Raw genomic sequence first — 18622 nt, forward strand, 5'->3', positions numbered from 1 at the left:
TTAATTTGTCTTTTTTTGTTCAGCTATTTCAGATTTCACGAACCTGATTCCACTAAAGAAATTGCCACATTTTTAACTTCATAGATTCTCAGATTTGGTTTCCATAAGCTAGCATCTCCAACTAAAGTGATTTTTTCTTCAGTAATGTCAATCCTAGAAATGTGAACTTCTAAATACATTAATGTCTGAGTTTGAGGAATTTGTCCCCGATATTTCCAAACCACCTGATGATCCATAACAGGTACAAATCGGGGTGATTTCATCTGGTTTCCTAAATCAATATGTAAAGCATAGGCTTGCAGAGCTTGTAAAACTGCCTCGACTCCTAAAGATCCAGGCATCACTGGATCTAAATAAAAATGACATTTAAAATACCAATCATTTGGTTTAATTTCCTTTTGAGCATAGATGTATCCCTGGTTATAGTTTCCTCCACCTGTAATTATTTTCAATTCATTCAGTACATCTAATTGATATTTTGCCAGACGATAATGAGGTCGATGAGGCTGGATTTGGTAATATCTATTTCGACTTTCTGGAGTGCGTAAATCAATCTGAATTTCTGGCAGTTTGAGATTATTTTTGGTTTCGTACCAAGGTGGAACATCCTGACCACTATCTAAGCCTACTTGATTGGCTAAAGATTCAGGATTGAAATAGCCAAATGAAGCATCTCCCGTATAAAAAACCTCCCCATCACAGGCCACTTTAAATTCAAATTTTTGTAGAATATTACCTTTCATATTTATTGAAGAAACCAATTTAGAGATATTGGTAATTGTTTTGCCCCGAATGTCTATATCTTTAATTAGATGTCCTTGTCCATCAAGATTACGAAAACACAAACTTTGACTTGGATGTAATAATGTCGTTCCTAAGTAGGCAGATAAAAGACCGCAAGGTTGAAGACCAATTTCCATCAAAATTGAATATGGTATTGCCTCAGAAGAGTTTTGACGACAATACCAAGGATCTAAAGGAACATCATATTCAGTAACAATTGTTGATCCTTTTATTAATTGATGACGCTCTCCCTCTAATTCTAAGACGCGATGCACTAATTGGAGGTGTGTATTAGGCATACGCGAAACTATTACTGTACCTGCATCATAGATTTCATATTCTGAACCAAAACATTTGGAAGGTGAACCTGTACAAAATTCTTGGATTTGTTCTTCATTTAATAAAACAGGTTTTTGAGACTTTACCTTTATAGGTGCTGATTTTACACGATCTTTAGTATGAATTGAATTCTCAGGATTCTTTTCGGATAACTGTAAACCTAAATCTTGGAAGTGAACAATTATTTTGTCGTGTAAGATAATGCTGACATTACACTTAACATAAGGTTTTGGTGTCAGACCAATTTCGGTGATTTCCATTTGATAGATTAATTTTGCAGATGTTGGAGTTACCTGTCCTCGACAACGCACTACCTGCGGCAAATTTGGAATGGGTTGAAACCTCGCATCAGTAGTATATGTCTGCAATCCTAAATACAGCATATAGAATTCCAACAGATGACTACAGCCTTCTGCCATCAGAGAACCTGCCATCACTTGATCGTCTTTAAAATGACAGGGAAAATACCAATGCTCCGGCTCAAGAATTTTTTCACCGATTATCAGACCTAGACCCCAAGCTCCCCCTCTAGGTTCAATTGACATCACTCGATCAATCATGATCATGGCTTTGGGCGGTAAACGCAGAGATGGGTTTAAACCATATTGACAATAGTGGTCGCCAAAACAATCAGCAATATTACCTTCAATGAGATGTAATATATCCGATTCATCAAAAGTCGACTTTTGACAAACTAGCAACGGTTCAAAATATTGCTTTTGAATTTGGCTTCTCTGTGCTATTTCTTTCTCTGTAAAAATTATCCCTTTTCCTTCTTTTAATTGTTGGTCAGAGAAGAAGCCGGCACAGCCTCTATCCATTTTCAAAACCATTTTTTCACCGACGAAACACTCATAACTGAAGAAAAAGAGTAGATTATTGCCATTTTTTGCAAAGGAGTTGATTTTAATGTCGTATCGTAAAGTTTCGCCCTCTTTTGCTAAATCATCTAGGAAGGTTAGAGTGCAATCTAATAGACGATAAATTAAATTTCCTTTATTTTCAAAATCAATTCCTAAATAACTAATCAATAATAAATCACATTGACCAGATTCTATAGCTATAGATAAGGGAATTTGACCATCAACAGAATACCATGCATTGTGGGGAATATCATATTCTGTGGTCATGTAAGATGGTTGAAAACGACCTTTTTCTGCATCTATTTTGGTAACTCGGCTCACCAGCAAATAAGGAGGCATAGGTAATCTAACTCGCCGAGAATAGGAATCAATAATTTGATAATCTTGACCAAATACAGAGGCTATATTGCCTTGGGCAAATTCTAATAAATCTGCTTCATTCCAGACAATATTGGAGGGTTTAGTATAAGTCTTAATTTGGGCTTCTAAATTTAGATTCTTTATCTCGCTATTATATATATTTCTTTGTATAGTCAAGTTACTATTTAGTATCTGTTTAGATACGGAAATTTGTAGCTGAATTATTTTCAATAACTGTTGAGAATTAAATGAAATGGATGGTGAAGTCATAACTTCCTGTTTGATATTTTTGACTAAGACGTGACTATAATTAGGCTGTGATATTATTTGTTTTTTAAACTTTTCTGTATTCTCTTCATGCAAAATATTGGCATAAATATTATGACCTCCTAATATTACTTTTTTAATAATTGATTTAGTTATGAAATCTGCTTTGGTTAATGGGCTATAAAGATGGGATAAATTCACAGGAATACCATGACTAATAAGTGTTGCCAAAAGCCTGATAATATTAGTATGGTCATCAGCAGATTTAGTATTAATTGATACATCTATGTGTTCTAATCCCTTGAGATTAGCTCTAATCCATTGAGAACAGTTATTTTTCGCTCCTACCTCAATAAAAATCCTTGCTCCGTCTTGATAAACTCGGTTTACCAGTCGTGGGAAATCGACTGTTTGGCAGCAAATTTTTGCACTATTATGGGCAAGAGAGTTAGTGTTGATAACTAATTTTTCTGCTGTTACTCCTGAATACAACTCAATATTTGGGATCTTTTGAATAGGGATGGTATGTAGTTTAACTATGTCATCATACGCAGATTGTGCAATCTCACAATGAAATATGCTGTCGAAATTAATAGTAATATAACGACATTTTAGTTTTTCAATTATTCTCAAACAAGATTGGGGATTACCTGCAATCACTACTTCTTGAGGAGTATTAATAAAAGTGATATAGACTTGACTTTCCTGTTTTGATATTTCTACAACTTCTAATAGTGATGCTTTCAACAGATAAGATGTCCAAAACTTTTCTTTTCCTTCTTTATCAGTTAAAGGTAATCCCCAAAACTGACGACCTAATACACAAGAACCACACAACTGAGTTTTAAACAAAGGTGATGCCATAATAGCAGCAGTTATACTGCTTGCATAAGAATGACACTGGCTATTCCATATTCCTAAAGCAAACAGCATTCCACTGGCTTCACCCAAGCTATATCCGAAAGCAACTTCGGGTTGAATTTGAAAACAATCTTGGAGAATTCGGGTGTATAGAAATGCCAAGCTAGTGCTGGTCAAACACATAGCTACCCCATTATTAAAAAATTGTTCTACTTTTGCTATTTTATTTGTTTCTGAAAGTTTAGTTAAACTTCTAGGATAAATTAGTTTTTCACAGAGTGACTGACTAACATTAGGTACTGAGTTGGAAAAAGTCTGATAAACTTGAGGAAATAATCGAAAAATATCTTTTCCTAGTCCGATATCAGCACTAGCCATACCAGGATAGACAAAAGCAACTTTCCCTTTTTTACCTAAAGGATTAGCTGTAAAATAACTACCCAGGGGAGTTTTCCATTGCGATTTTTGCTGAAATGCTTTACTGATCCCATGAATTGCTAAGTTAATTTCTTTCAGTAATTCCTCTTGATTATGACCAACAATGGCTAACTTATAATTTGCTTGAATAGTCTGTTGAAAAGTTTGATAAGTTTGAGTAGCAATGCTTGATAAAGATGGAGTATTTTCTATCTGCTGCTTTAACTGATGAATCTGTGCAAGCAAAGCGGATTGATCGTCAGCAACCAAAGGAAAAAGATAAAAAGGAGTTTGTTCTAAATACTTACTGGGACGCTCTTTTTGGCTCGTTTCTTCCGATATAATCAAGTGAGCATAAGTACCGTCTAAACCAAGTCCATTGATAGCGGCAATTCTTTTAGATATTCCTTCATCTAAGAACCAAGTTCTGGAGTCACTGGCAACATAGAAGATACTATTCTGCCAATTTTCTAAATTTTTAGGTTTTGACCATTGAGGAGTAGCAGGAATGTATCGATGATATAAGCAGAGGGTAGTTTTAATTAAACTAGCCATACCAGAAGCAGCGTATGTATGACCAATATTGGCTTTAATACTGCCAATACAGCAAGTTAAAGTCTCATTTTGTGATTCTTTATATTGTCTATATGCTAGATTCAATCCTGTGATTTCAGCAGCATCTTCTTGAGCAATACCACTACCGAAAACTTCTAGGTAACCAATATCTTGAGGTTGAATGTTTGCGAGATTAAATGCTTGCTGACAAGCTTGTTGAACTGATTCTAAAGATTTATCTTTAGTATTATTTTGTACTAAAGCGATCGCATCAATAATGGCATAAATTCGTTCTTGCTGCTGTTGAGCTGTTTCATAACGTTTTAGAACAACTGCACCTGCACCTTCTCCAACCATCCAGCCATTAGCATTGGTATCATAGCTTAATGTATGAGTTCCCGTATTCACAGGTGCTAGCTGATGGCGTAACAGGACATTTTCAAAACCGCCTGCTAAATCCACAGCCCCCACTACAACCGCATCTACTTCACCTTGACTCAATAAGATTTGAGCTATTTCCAAGGATTTAAAAACTGAATTCTCTTCGGCAGAAACGGTAAATGCCGGCCCTGAAAAATCCCATAATGCTGAAATTCTAGCCGCTATAATATTACCTATAAAACTAGTATAATCATTTACTCCTGGCTCAGGATAGAGACTATTTTTGACAATGGTTTCTAACTCGGCAATTTTTTGAGGTGACAAGCCAATATTCCCTGATTGTAAACTGGCTGGAATTTGCCAAGATAAATCAATACGCCCAATATACTGATGTAATGCTAGTTCTGTTCCCATTGCTATAATAACAGCAACATTTCCTCCCTCAGCTATTCCTGCATCTTTAATAGCATTGTCAGCAATTTTTAGCATTAACAACTGTTGAGGAATTAGTTGTTCTTCGTCATTAGATGGAATTTTGAAGCGAAAAAAATCAAGATCGAAATCCTGAATATATGCTCCATGAGGGGCTTGTCCATCCACAAAGTCGTAGTCTTTGAGTAATTCAGATTGTGATTCAATTCCTTTCCATCGTTGAGGCGGAACAGGGATAAAATGTTGGTGAGCTTCGTAGATTGTGCGATCAAAAGCATCTAAGCCTTCACAGGAGCCAAAGCAAGCTTCCATACCGACGATCGCTAAACGATTTTCGCTAGAATTATTTGGAGTAGGTTTAATTAGGTTGTTTGTTGTCAAGCCTAAATCTAAATTTTCTTTCTTTGAAGACTCTAGAATCAAATGAGCATTTGTACCACCAAAACCAAAAGCATTAACTGCGGCATGTTTAATAGAGGCGTTATTTGGCCAGGGTATGGCTGAACTCACTATTTGGTTTGCTGAAATCCCTCCATTATCTGAACTTAGAGGTTCAATCAAGTTAATTGTTGGCGGAATTATCTCGTTGTTCATGCTGAGAATCACTTTAATTAGTCCTGTCATACCTGCGGTACTTAACAAATGACCAAAGTTTGACTTGACAGAACCAATCAATGGGGAGGCTTGATGTTTACCGAAGAAGGCATCCATAGAGTTGAGTTCTGTGATGTCTCCGATAGGTGTTCCTGTTGCGTGACACTCTACATAATCAATACTATTAGGATTGATGTCTGCATTCCTATAGGCTCTTTCAAAGGCCAAAATTTGACCTTTGGGATTGGGATTGAGGACAAATTTTCCTTTACCATCGTTAGATAATCCAATACCGTTGATGGTAGCATAAATGCGATCGCCATCTCGAAGTGCATCATCATATCGCTTCAGCACTATCATTCCAGCCCCTTCTCCAGCAATTAGTCCTGCTGATGACTTATCTAAGGGACGTGTCACACCATTTTCGGGATAGGCTTGGAAGATAGAAAATCCCAGATGGATGAAGAGCGGTTCAGTACAACTAACTGCACCTGCTAACATTAAGTCAGCTTTGCCTGATAACAAGTAATCACAGGCTAGTTTAATTGCATATAGCGATGAAGCACAGGCAGCATCTAAAGAAAAGTTGATGCGGGAAAGAGATAATGCTTGAGCGATCAATGCTGCTGGATACCCAGATAACAGACCATTCAGAGGAGATAAACCACTAGATAATTTCTGTAAATGGAAGGATTTATCTTGTAAAAGCTCTTGGATGGCTGAATTAATTACTTTGTGATAGATAGGTGCAAAAAGTCGATGAGAATATCTAGTAGGAAAAGAAAGATTTCCCAAAATAACACCACAATTTGACAAAACAGAGCGGTTTTCTAAATAACCACTATCTTGTAAAGCCTGTTTTGAGACGTAAAGACACCATTGATAAATTTTATCTAAATTTGTCAGGATTGATGGAGCAATTTCATATCCAGTAGCATCAAAATCAAAATCTCGAATATAGCCACCCCTCATACAATAGTATTTGTCAGTTTTACCTTTGACTGCATCGTAAAATAGATTTGCATCTATCCCCATTTGTTCTTCATTTGCTAAAGAGGTCAAATCTTTTTGTTCAACTAAATTATGCCAATATTTTTCAGGAGTATCTGCACCTGGAAAAAGACAAGATAGACCAACAATTGCAATAGATGTCATGATGGGATTTTATAAAGGTAATCTACTTTAGAAAAACTTTGATGAAACCTCTAATTGAGCGAGCAAAGAGATTTATTGATATTGCCACTCATAGAGTAAATTATCTAAACGTTGGACAAATAAAAATGGCTTAATCAAATCATTATCTTGTGGTTTCATCGCTTCTGCTACACTTGTGTCTACTTGCCTCATAATTTGCATAGCGCATCTTTGACCAGACTCTGCTGCTTTTTCCATAGTTGGTATTCTATAGTAAGTATCAACATGCTCCCCAGCTAAATAGAAATTCGATATTTGTGAAACAGTTTTGAGCGGCTTTTGGTTGGGTCGCATCAAGCACAATGGTGCATAAGTCATCATTCTTTTGCCATCATAGACATTACCCGCCAAATGACTTCTCAAAAAACGCTTTTTCTGCTGATATTCGTCTTCTTCCATAATGGCTAGTTCATAATCCAAATGCCATCCTGCAATTAAATGTCTATCTACAAAACCCATCTGAGTCAACAACTCTTCAAAAATTTCCGAATCTGAACAGGCTATTAATGGTTTATTGAACACTACTCCATTAGCATGAACATTAGAGAAAGTTACTGACAGCACATAGGGCATATCTGAGGGCATTTCTACATTTTCCCAAATTCCTTTTCCTTGGATTATGCTCACAATATCCCAAGGACTATCTAGATGTAAGTTTAAAACACCAGGCTGGAAAAAAGTTGCATTGTTAGTAGGTAATGCCTTCAGAAAAAATTGGACGCTATTAGACCATTCCATCTTCGGCTGATCGACATTTAAAAATGATGGATCGATATTCGCCAAACCATCTTGTTTCACCAAATCTGCAAGTACAACTAGAGGAACTGCACAAATATAATGATCTGCCGTTGCTGTAGTTCCATCTGTAAATGCAAATGATTTGACAAGATTATTGTTTGTATCAATACTTTTTATACCTACTCCTAAATGAATATCAACACCTAAATCAGTTAAATATTTGTGCCAAGCCTTAAAAAGGCGTTCGCTAGTAGGTCCATTCATAATCATGGTTCTACTTAAGTGTTCAAATCCCTTGATTGTCGTTCTCATTTCCAAGATAGAATGATTGAACAATCTCGCACAGCCTATAGCCTCAGTCTCCAATCTAGCTGCAACTATCACTGATATAAAAGCCGATATAAATCTTTTAAAATTATCACTTTTATTTTCTATCTCCAGAAACTCTCCATAGCTTTTTCCAGAAAATAACTTTTCTTGACGTTGTTCACACATCATCAAGAACTGAATATGCTTGAAGAGACACCATATACTTTCTTTGATGGGGATTCCAACCCTTGTCATCTTATAGGGAAAGATTAAAGTTGCTAATAATACTTGTACGACGTTCCAAATAGGATAAAATAAAAATTTTTCAAGTGAATCGAATATTTTCTGTTGACGAAATGGAAGCTTTATTAGAATCTCTCCATTAGCATTTGAAAGTATTGCTCCTACAGTACCAATTAAATTATCAATTACGTAGCCATCTCCATCTGGTATTTTTGCTAATATTGGCAATAAAGTTTTGTACTCTTTGCTGTACACTCGATGACTATGCTCAATTGGATTTCCATTTTTAGTCCGGCGACTTTTAGCTTTGCCTCCTAATTCGTTAGATAATTCATAAAGCTCTACTTTAAAGCCTTGTTCAGCCAGCAGTGTTGCTGCTACCATTCCAGATATACCGCCTCCGGCGATCAAGACATTTTTATTTTTATTCATAGAATCGAAATCTTCCTTGATATATGGTTAAATTTGTGAAGATGAGATTGTTGGGAAAAAAGTTCAATGAGATAGGTTTTAACTCGATTTTCGTCATTAAATGAAGTCGAAAATATTTAATTACTTACCTTTTATTTCCACTCAATTTGTTCATTTTTCTCTCTTCAGCAGGAATGAATAAAGAATTTAGTTGTTTGTTGATAATAACTTCAGCACCGAACACCTGCGAGTAAACTTGTCCGTCAATATCGTGGGATATGACATTAGCTTTGAAATTAGTATTACTACTCGACAAAACCTCTATTGAAGTGTAGAATAATTTTCCTGATGGAATATATTGAAAATTTTCGCCTTTCTCACAGCTAAGAGGTAAACATGCTGCTTGATATAAATGGCGAACCCAAATTAACATACCTTGGTTTTGCATATCTGCTGTACAAGGATTAAACGTCTGTACTGAAAACTGACCATATTGTTCAGCATCTGTTATTGAACTCATACATTCCAATGTCAGTCTTTTTGAGCTAATATTTAAAACTCGTTTAACACCTTGGAAACTAGAGCCATGAAATAATGTGCCATCTTTGTAAGGTGACAGACTCAAGTAATTTTCATCTTGAGTTTTGTCAAATGCTTTATAGATATGAGTGTTAGGAATTTGGCGCAGGAGTTTAATTTGTCCCGTGTAATGATATCGTGGTCTTTCTGCTGTTGTGTTACTCCAAATAGTAACTGCTAATTCTATTTCCTTATCGGCAGATTTGTTGACTTCTTTCAAGTCCACAATATATTCATTTGCCAAGCTTTCATCAAAAACAATCCCTTTCAAGACTTTACAGTTACTGAAACTGAAAAATTTATAACCTGGATATAATTGTTCGCAAGTATTAACCATCCAGGCTATAGAATAAGTGAGTGGTAATACGGGATGTTCTCCAATTATATGATCTTGCAAAAAAGGATTGGCTTCTAGAGTTAACTTGCGCCGGACGCGGTAAGTTTGCATTTCTGGTTCTAATGAGCTATGTAGGGTAGCAAGAGAACCACCAACTAATACCTGTACTCGATCTTGATGACCAAATGCTAACTCTTCAACAAGCATTTGAGTTCCAACTTCAACGGGAATTACTTCAATATTACGTTTAGCAAAAATTTGTTTTACTTCCGGTGTCACCATACCTCCATCCCAGGGGCCCCAATTTAAGGAAATAACGTGACAGTTGGGATATTGATGCTTGAAGTGATGAGCAAATTTGTTGAGAATTTCATTAGCGATCGCATAATCAGATTGACCAATATTGCCGTAGAATCCAGCTGCGGATGAAAACACAACTAGATGATGCAGCTGCTGTATCTCGACACAACTGAGCAGTGTTTCTAGTCCTAAAACTTTAGGTACATAAACCGACTCAAAATCCTGTCCTGTTTTATGCTCAATTAACTTGTCGGCTAAATTCCCTGCACCATGAATAACCCCTGTAATTCTGCCAAATTTTGCAGCGACTTCTGCCACTTTTTCTTGAACTAAGACACCTGTAGTAATATCGGCACTAATATATTCAGCCTTACTACCAAACTGCTCAATTTTAGACAGCGTTTCTCGAATTTCACGTCCTTGAACAATGCTTTTGAGTAAATTAGTTACTCTGGTAGGTGTAGGTTTTTCTCCTCGAGCGTAGATATCTTGAATGATGCGCTTTTTTAGTTCTATTTCATCATTACAACCTTTTGCATAGCTAGGTTCAGGATTCAGAGATGAACGACCGAGTAGAATAAACTTACATCGGAAAACCTGAGCTAATTGGATGACACATTGAGCTGTAATTCCACGTCCCCCACCACTCACAAGAAATACAGAATCTTGACCAATATTATAATTTTTAATTTTTGAATTGCCAGAAATCACATAATTCTGATTAACAATAGTGGTGCGTCCTTGAGGACTATATCCAGCTTCCAAAATTAACTTATTTGTGTCATATAGTTCAGCAACAATTGATTGGACAGCAATCTCAGGATTAATCTCAGAACTGATATCTATGGCTCGACAGTATACTTTTTCCCATTCCAAATTCAGGGTTTTTGTTAACCCAAATAAACCTCCATGAATAGGATTAAAATCGGAGCTTCTTCCTATTCCCAAATTTCCATCTAAACGAGATACAGTTACAAACCAACTACGTCCTTGTTTAGCTGCTTCATTAAGCGGCTTTTTCAGATATTTTGCTATTAGAAAGACTTGTTTCAGAATTGCTTTAGCTGTAGTAGCAGTTGCAGTTAGGGGACTTAGATGAATGAACGCCCCAATAGAGCCATAATTTTGAGCGATCGCTTTTAGCTGTTGCTGCAAATGCTCCTCGCTCATATCCGATAGCCTTACATGATTCATTCCTGTTGGTAGTGGGAGGCGATCGCTAACAATTGATTCTGGGAAGCTGAGCAAAACCACTTTCCATCCTTGTACTGCTAAATACTGAGCTAACTTGATACTCATTGGACTACCGTCTACAGTAAGTAAACAGCACATCTGTTTACTCAAAGTGCAATCCAATTTATCTGGGGTGGGTAAATACTCTAGTTTTGCCCATCCCCGTTGAATTGTATGAGTTAGAGATACTTTAGAGATTTCTATATTTTGATCAAAGTTTTTTTTTCAGCCGCTAATGACCGTTGACCCATATATTCGACAATTTGCCCCAAAGTTCTCAGTTCTGATAGCTCTTCAGGATTTAATGATGGTAAATCAGGAGATATATCCTGCATTGCTGCGAGGATTTCTACTCGTTTGATAGAATCAATACCTAAATCTGCTTCCAGATCCATTTTTAACTCCAACATTTCAGTCGGATAACCTGTTTTATCACTAACTATTTCTAGGAGAGATTGAGCCAAAACTTCTAAATCTGATGGAGTAATAAAATCACTTTGTTCTGCTATTGATTCTACTTTCTCGAATTTGGCGACAAAATCTTTTTCGATTGTTTGTGGAATTGAAGTTGTATTGCCCATATATTCGACAATTTGGGCTAAAGTTCTCAGTTCTGATAGCTTTTCAGGATTTAATGATGGTAAATCAGGAGATATATCCTGCATTGCTGCGAGGATTTCTACTCGTTTGATGGAATCGATACCTAAATCGGCTTCCAGATCCATCTTTAACTCCAACATCTCAGTTGGATAACCTGTTTTATCACTAACTATTGATAATAAAGATTGGCTCAACCAAGCTAAATCAATAGATGGTGATTGTGAGGAAATTGCTGCTTCTTGAGATTCTATTTTGGTGGAAATTATTGGTTGACTTTGATTTGAAACATTTTCTGGTATTGACTCTGGGACATTGATTGAGGTAGTTATGAGAGTAGAGTCTACATCCAGATTTTGAGAAGCGATAGTATTTGTGTCAATGTTTGATTTATTTCTGATTTCTTGGATGTTGATAATTTCTTCTTCCTCTTTTGATGAAGAGTAAGCAGGAAAATTAGTCAATTGTTTTTGATGAAAATTATCGTTAGCGTCTTCTGCAATCAAGACAGAATAGTTTTGTTCGATCATTTGTTCCATCAACTGGAGAAATCTTTGGGAAGCTTCTCCTTGATTTTTCAAGTATTGTTCTTGAACACGTAATACTTCAGATTGGTGTTCGTAATAACGCATACTCATGCGCTCAAAACTTTCGATAATGAACTGGTCTTGTAAAGGAGCAAGTGGTTGCTGTTGAGAAACTTTTGCTGATGTAGATTGAGATTGAGTTAGCATTGATTTTTGGGATTTAGAGGTTACAGATTGCGTTTGAGAAGGCTTAGGGGGCTGATTAGTGCTTCTTTGTCCGTTTTCAGGTGTTTGAATTTTAGGTTGTGGATGTTTATCGTTTATAGACCGACCATTACCGTTACCGTTTCCATTTCCATTTCCATTTCCATTTCCACCTGAATATTGTCCACTGGCTTTTAATTCTGATTTGACGGAATCTTGTTTTAATTGAATCTGAGATTTGATTTGATGTCCATTTTTTAAAGATTCTTCAAAGTCATTTCTAGTTTTTTCACTGACATAATTGCTGCCGTTTAAACGTACATTCAAACTCTTTTTAGGACTACTATTAGGTACTTTTTGTTGGACTTGATAAGGATCGAGTTCGCCCAGAGCTAATCCATTGACCCGTAGCTGGACAATCGCTTCACGGAATGCACGATCGCTATCTTTGAATTGATGGCGACTTTGAGGATTTAACGCTATTGCTAAATGTGGCCTTTTACCGAGAATATTTTTGACTAAATTTGTCAGAACTGGCTTCGGTCCAAATTCTACAAAACAGTAGCCACCATCTGCATAAATATTTTCAATTTCCTGCTTAAATAAAACAGGATTGAGAAGATGCTCGACTAAAATTTGCCGAATTTGTTCTGGGTTTTGTGGATAAAGACTTCCTGTAAGATTCGAGAATACAGGAATTTGAGGTTGATTGAATTTTACAGTTTTAATTGCTTGGGCAAAAGGCTTTTGAGCGTAGCCGATCGAGGAAGTATGAAAAGCCGCAGAAACAGTTAGTAAGGTACAGGAATAACCTTGTTGATTCAACACTTGCTGAACTTTGGTAATCTCAGATTTAGTTCCTGCTAAGACTGCCTGACTATTGGAATTCCAGTTAGCAATTGTAATTTGTGAAAAATGGGTAATTAGTTTTGGTAATTTGCTAATGTCACCACTAACAGCCAGCATACTTCCTGTATCAACATCAGAATCTTGCACAGATGCCATTGCTTGCCCCCTAGCTTTGGTTAAGAAAAAGTAATCTTCATCCTGCAAAACTCCAGCACACCACAAAGCTGTGAGTTCCCCAAAACTATGTCCTGCCACAAAATCAGGTTTGAATCCAGTTTGTTGCAAAATCTTATATAGACCAACACTCAAAACACTAATTGCAGCTTGAGCATTTTCAGTACGTTGCAATGTTGCTACTTGAGCATCTTTTTCAGCCTGGGTAAAAACAGGAGTAGGAAATACCAAATCGGAAATAGGTGATAATCCATCTTTTAACAAGATGCTATCCATTTGAGCATAGGCTTGGCGGAGTATTGGGAAGTTGTAGGTTAATTCCTTACCCATCTCTAAATACTGAGAACCTTGCCCTGAAAACAAAGCAACTATTTTCGCTTGAGAATCTATACCTGTTTTGCGATAGTAAATGCCTTGGGGATGTTCCCATGACTCTGCTGATACCTGATTTCTGAGTAAATTAATTGCAATTTCTAAGCATTCACAAATTTCTGTTACAGACTCAGCAATAAATCCTAATCTAGCAGATTTAGGGGGAATTGCTAAGGCTTTACAAGCATCAACTAGTTCTGCATAATGCTGTTCTCTAGTTGTAGATTGTAATTCTTGGAGAACTGATTGACACCGAGTTTGCAATTGAGTTGGATTATCAGCAAACAATAAAATTTCGTGGCGGTTGTGATGTAAACGAGAAGAGTATTTTTGTTCGTTTTGGTATTCTTCTAATACCACATGATAGTTAGTACCACCAAAGCCAAAAGAACTCACACCTGCTCTTCTAAAAGGCTCATTTACAGTCCGATGCCAAGGTCTAGTTTCTGTATTCAAATAAAAAGGTGTGTCTTCAATTTTTAGTTGTGGATGAGGTTTGGTGATATTAATGGTGGGCGGTAGGATTTTATGGTGTAGGGCTAAAGCAGTTTTAATCAAACTGGCTGCGCCGGCTGTAGCTTTAGTATGTCCAATTTGGGATTTAACACTTCCTAATGCTACGTGTTGTTTTTTAGGATTATTTTCGCTAAAAACTTCATTTAAAGCCGCAAACTCTGCGGGATCGCCAGCCATAGTTCCTGTGCCGTGAGCTTCGATTAAGCTGACAGTGGATGCTGTAAATCCGGCTTGTGTATAGGCTCTACGCAAAGCTACAGCCTGTCCTGATGAGCGTGGTGCATAAATACTTTTATGCTTGCCATCGCTAGATGTACCAATCCCCTTGATGACTGCATAGATGCGATCGCCATCTCTTTCGGCATCTTCTAGGCGTTTAAGTACCATCATGCCAATCCCTTCACCGATCAGCATTCCATCTGATTCAGCATCAAAGGGTCTAATTTTCTCCTGTTTAGAAAAGGCAGGGGTTTTGCTGAAACACATATACATGAAGATCGAATTGTCAGTGTCTACCCCGCCTGTAATCATCATCTCACTACGATATTCAGTCAGCTCGCTCAGTGCCATTCTTAAAGCCGCTAACGAAGCTGCACAAGCAGCATCGACTACACAGTTAATTCCTCCTAAATCTAGACGGTTAGCAATCCTTCCAGCGATGACATTACCCAGCATTCCCGGAAAAGAATTTTCTTCCCATTTGATATATGCCAGCTTGATTTTTTCAACAATTTTATGGGTCTCTTCTTCAGATAGACCACTACTTCTTAATACTTTCTCCCACACGGGATATTGCAAACGAGTATTCAGTGGCATAATTAGTTTTTGCCCACCTCCAACTCCCAAAATCACACCTGTGCGATCGCGAATTGTATTACTAGCATCGCCATAACCGGCATCTACCATCGCCTGTTTAGCAACTAGTAGTGAAAGTATTTGTGCAGAATCTGTCACTTCCAAAATATTAGGAGGCAATCCAAACTCTATTGGATTAAAATCAATATCTGGTATAAAACCGCCCCGTTTGCAATAGGTTTTATCAGGAGTCTTGGGATCGGGATCGTAATAGTCGTCTATATTCCAGCGTGAGAGAGGAACATCAGTAATACAATCATTTTTGCTAATTATATTCTCCCAATATTCTTGTAAATTTCTAGCCTGTGGTAAAATACAAGCCATCCCGATAATTGCTACAGGAGTCTGTTGAAGTTGAGAATTAACTTGTTTGGTGTTATCTGGCATCATTTGCATCCCTGACACATTAATTTTAGCCAATGCTGAATTACGATTAGCAACATAAATTTGAGATTAACTAGTATCTAAATACAGAAGAAATACATCTCAAATACAACAGCCAATTCATCCCGAACTTTTGAGCGTTTTATCAGTTCAGTTACTTTAAATAATAAGTTTTTCTTAACATTTAATATTTCAAAAGCTAAATTATACGATCGGTTATCTTTATGCAGATAGCCAATCTCCGGCTAATGTATTGATACTACCTTACTTAATAAATCAAAATTATTAACGTCAGGAAAAGTTATGGTTAAGAAGGGGTTCAACTGCGATATTTTCTTAATATTGCATTTTGTCATATCTTATAATACAAATACAGTAAAGCCATTGATATATGGTTGTTTTAACACCAAATTTTACTTAAATTCTTCAGTTAGAACATTGCCAAAAATGATTATTTGTAAGCAAGTGTAATACCAATTCTGTTGATTAGAGAATTGTGTATCAAAAAGTATCAAAAAATGTAAGTATTTTAGCGATCGCTCTTTGGAGAAAAACTTTTTGGTTTACTGAGTAACCCAAGTTGCTAGTTACAGATTTAGGCGATCGCCATACTCGGATACAGAAACCTCGTCAGCATCGGAAAGCGAAGGTATTTCCGGGAAACAACACGATATTCAACAGAAAATGGTCAAAGTATGCTCCATGTAAGGCTTAGTTTAAGCGAAGTGCGATGGCTACCTTGTCCTAGGCATCGCTACGATTGATATTTACCCAAATGATTTGCCTAGACTACTTCCTGCTAGTTTTTAGTTGCGTTGAACTCACGTTAATATAATCTTTACCAGTTCCTAACTTTTTAGATATATTGTTGTTTGTTATATCAATACTCCGGACAATTTTCAGTTGAGGAAATCGACAAGAAAGAGATCGAACCATTAAGGTGCTGATTAGAAAAAATAAACACCGGCTCGATAGCCATATGGAAATTGTACAAATAGTACTGGCAGTGATTTTATCACGCCGTTAATTAACATTAGTTGGTAACGAATTGATACACCCAATCGGACATGACCCATTCGTGGTAGTAAGTAATAATTTTCAAATTGTCACAACAGAATAAATTTATTAGTTATTAACTCGAATAACTTTGCGAAAAAAGAGGCTCGACAGCTCGTATTGGATATTTTATTACTGTTACTAAAAACCCTATCTTTCCCAATAATCGTTGTTAGTGACTGTATATTATTAATCCCACCATTCGTTCCAGTCCGCAGATTATAAATAGAACGAGGATTGATATGGATACAAGACCTTATGAACTATACATTTCACTAGATCGGATCAAAAGTTTATGGAAGTGTGAAACTAATTGGCAAAATGAACTACCATTGCGAGCCATATTTGTTGCACTTGAACTCTCCTTTTTACTAATCCATGAAACTACTCAAGATCCACGTTCAACGGTTCGTAGTGAAGAACGGATTAATAGATTATTTTCTGGTTCTCGCCAGCAAGTAGAACTGCTTAAAGAGGTACTCAATACTACATTACCTCCTGAAAGTAGTTTGTGTAATGAACAATCAACCAAAACAAATTTAAAAATTCTCATTGCTTCCGATGAAAAAATCATCCAAAGGCTAAAAACTTGGAGCTATACATATACAATTTTTTTGCAACAATTCCCATTTGCTTTGGGAATTGAACAATACATCGATATGCTTCAGCTAGAAGAAGGAATGACAAATAAAATATTATCTAGAGAGAAGCCAGTATTTAATTACGATAAATTAATCAATCCTGATGTTATTGTTCAAATTTTTAATTTACGGGTTTTTAATCAAGAAGATAGGTTATTTGCAACAGTGCATCAAATCACAGAATGTTGGTTATTTGTTGCATTGGATTTGTTGAAAAAAAGCGAATTGAAAGCACAAATCAGTAATTGGCAGGATGCAACCGATCAAATAAGTAAAGTCTGTTCTATTCTAAATTATCTTTCGGAGCATATTTTACTTCTCGAAACAATGGTCTTAGCTGATTATCATCCATTGCGTGTTAACTTGAGAGATGCTAGTGGAGCGCAATCAAATCAGGCCTTCGAGTTGGTCACTTTAGCAAAAAGTTTGTTCTTTCCAATTAGGGAATACTTAAAAGAGCATAAATGTTCTTTACTTGATATATATTATACACCGAGCAAACATACTCCTGTGTATCAATATATTGAAGCATTGTCATCTTTAGAAACAAGATTAAGTAGGTTCTTTTTCTGTCATTATAAATTAGCGACAGAGATAATTGGCTCCGAAAGTCTAGGCTCACTTGGATTCGAGGTACAGGCTCTCATTAAGCGTTTTATAGATCCCTTATATCTAGAATTAGATGAAGTTCGTTATCAATATGTTGTCATCACTAATTTTGAGTATGGAAAATGTGCAGGTAATCTAATTAGCTCTTTAGAACCTAAAGAGTTAAGCAAGACCATTGACGAAATAGCTGAAGTGCCACATTACCTAATTAGCTGCCAAATTTCTCAATATATCAAAGCAATTTGTGAACATGATATTGATTCATGGCTCGCCCTCTTTGAACCAGATGCTTCAATTGAAGACCCTTATGGTAGCAGAGCATTTAGAAATCATAGTGGTTTAAAAGTTTTTTTTCGTGGCTTTATCAAAATTTTTGCATCTGATATTGAGCTTAAAGATAAACGTATGTTAATATCTCCAGAGCTAGGAAAAGCTGAGTTTGACTGGGAAATAAATACAACGCATAAAAGCATACCAATAAAATTTATGGGGACAGAAAAAATTCAATTTGCACAAAACGGAAAAATAAAAAATGTGCAAGTATTTCACGATCCCAGTGTAATATCGGAGCAATTACTAGTACATCACGGGGTTATATCGCCAAAATTTAGTTTAGAGAAAATCTCTATATAAATAAGTTCA

5 protein-coding genes are annotated in these 18622 nt (G+C 36.4%); 1 reads left to right on the forward strand and 4 read right to left on the reverse strand.

From position 1 onward, the window contains the following. Nucleotides 1–35 precede the first annotated feature (35 nt). The 4 genes from ACFG4S_RS28320 to ACFG4S_RS28335 form a co-directional block, all read right to left on the reverse strand. Nucleotides 36–7007 (reverse strand): beta-ketoacyl synthase N-terminal-like domain-containing protein, encoded by a 6972-nt coding sequence (locus ACFG4S_RS28320; protein ID WP_392532240.1) that lies wholly within the window; start codon nucleotides 7005–7007, stop codon nucleotides 36–38. 72 nt (nucleotides 7008–7079) lie between these two features. Further along, a complete protein-coding gene (locus tag ACFG4S_RS28325) occupies nucleotides 7080–8768 on the reverse strand; it encodes an FAD-dependent oxidoreductase (protein ID WP_392532241.1) in 1689 nt (562 codons plus the stop codon). A gap of 124 nt (nucleotides 8769–8892) precedes the next feature. After that, nucleotides 8893–11262, reverse strand: coding sequence for an SDR family NAD(P)-dependent oxidoreductase (locus tag ACFG4S_RS28330; RefSeq protein WP_392532242.1), 2370 nt, complete (start codon nucleotides 11260–11262; stop codon nucleotides 8893–8895). A gap of 134 nt (nucleotides 11263–11396) precedes the next feature. Then, nucleotides 11397–15677, reverse strand: a complete 4281-nt coding sequence (locus tag ACFG4S_RS28335) for a beta-ketoacyl synthase N-terminal-like domain-containing protein (protein WP_392536100.1) — start codon at nucleotides 15675–15677, stop codon at nucleotides 11397–11399. Between the two features lie 1295 nt (nucleotides 15678–16972). On the opposite strand from ACFG4S_RS28335, the gene ACFG4S_RS28340 reads away from it, so the two are divergent. Further along, nucleotides 16973–18613 (forward strand): nuclear transport factor 2 family protein, encoded by a 1641-nt coding sequence (locus ACFG4S_RS28340; protein ID WP_392532243.1) that lies wholly within the window; start codon nucleotides 16973–16975, stop codon nucleotides 18611–18613. Nucleotides 18614–18622: the final 9 nt, after the last annotated feature.

Source organism: Nostoc sp. C117, assembly GCF_043099735.1.
Lineage (GTDB): Bacteria > Cyanobacteriota > Cyanobacteriia > Cyanobacteriales > Nostocaceae > Nostoc.

Bases quoted from the DNA above. Each gene is read 5' to 3' on its own strand.
- ACFG4S_RS28320 (WP_392532240.1), bottom strand. From the start codon at position 7,007: ATGACATCTATTGCAATTGTTGGTCTATCTTGTCTTTTTCCAGGTGCA.
- ACFG4S_RS28325 (WP_392532241.1), bottom strand. From the start codon at position 8,768: ATGAATAAAAATAAAAATGTCTTGATCGCCGGAGGCGGTATATCTGGA.
- ACFG4S_RS28330 (WP_392532242.1), bottom strand. From the start codon at position 11,262: ATGAGTATCAAGTTAGCTCAGTATTTAGCAGTACAAGGATGGAAAGTG.
- ACFG4S_RS28335 (WP_392536100.1), bottom strand. From the start codon at position 15,677: ATGCCAGATAACACCAAACAAGTTAATTCTCAACTTCAACAGACTCCT.
- ACFG4S_RS28340 (WP_392532243.1), top strand. From the start codon at position 16,973: ATGGATACAAGACCTTATGAACTATACATTTCACTAGATCGGATCAAA.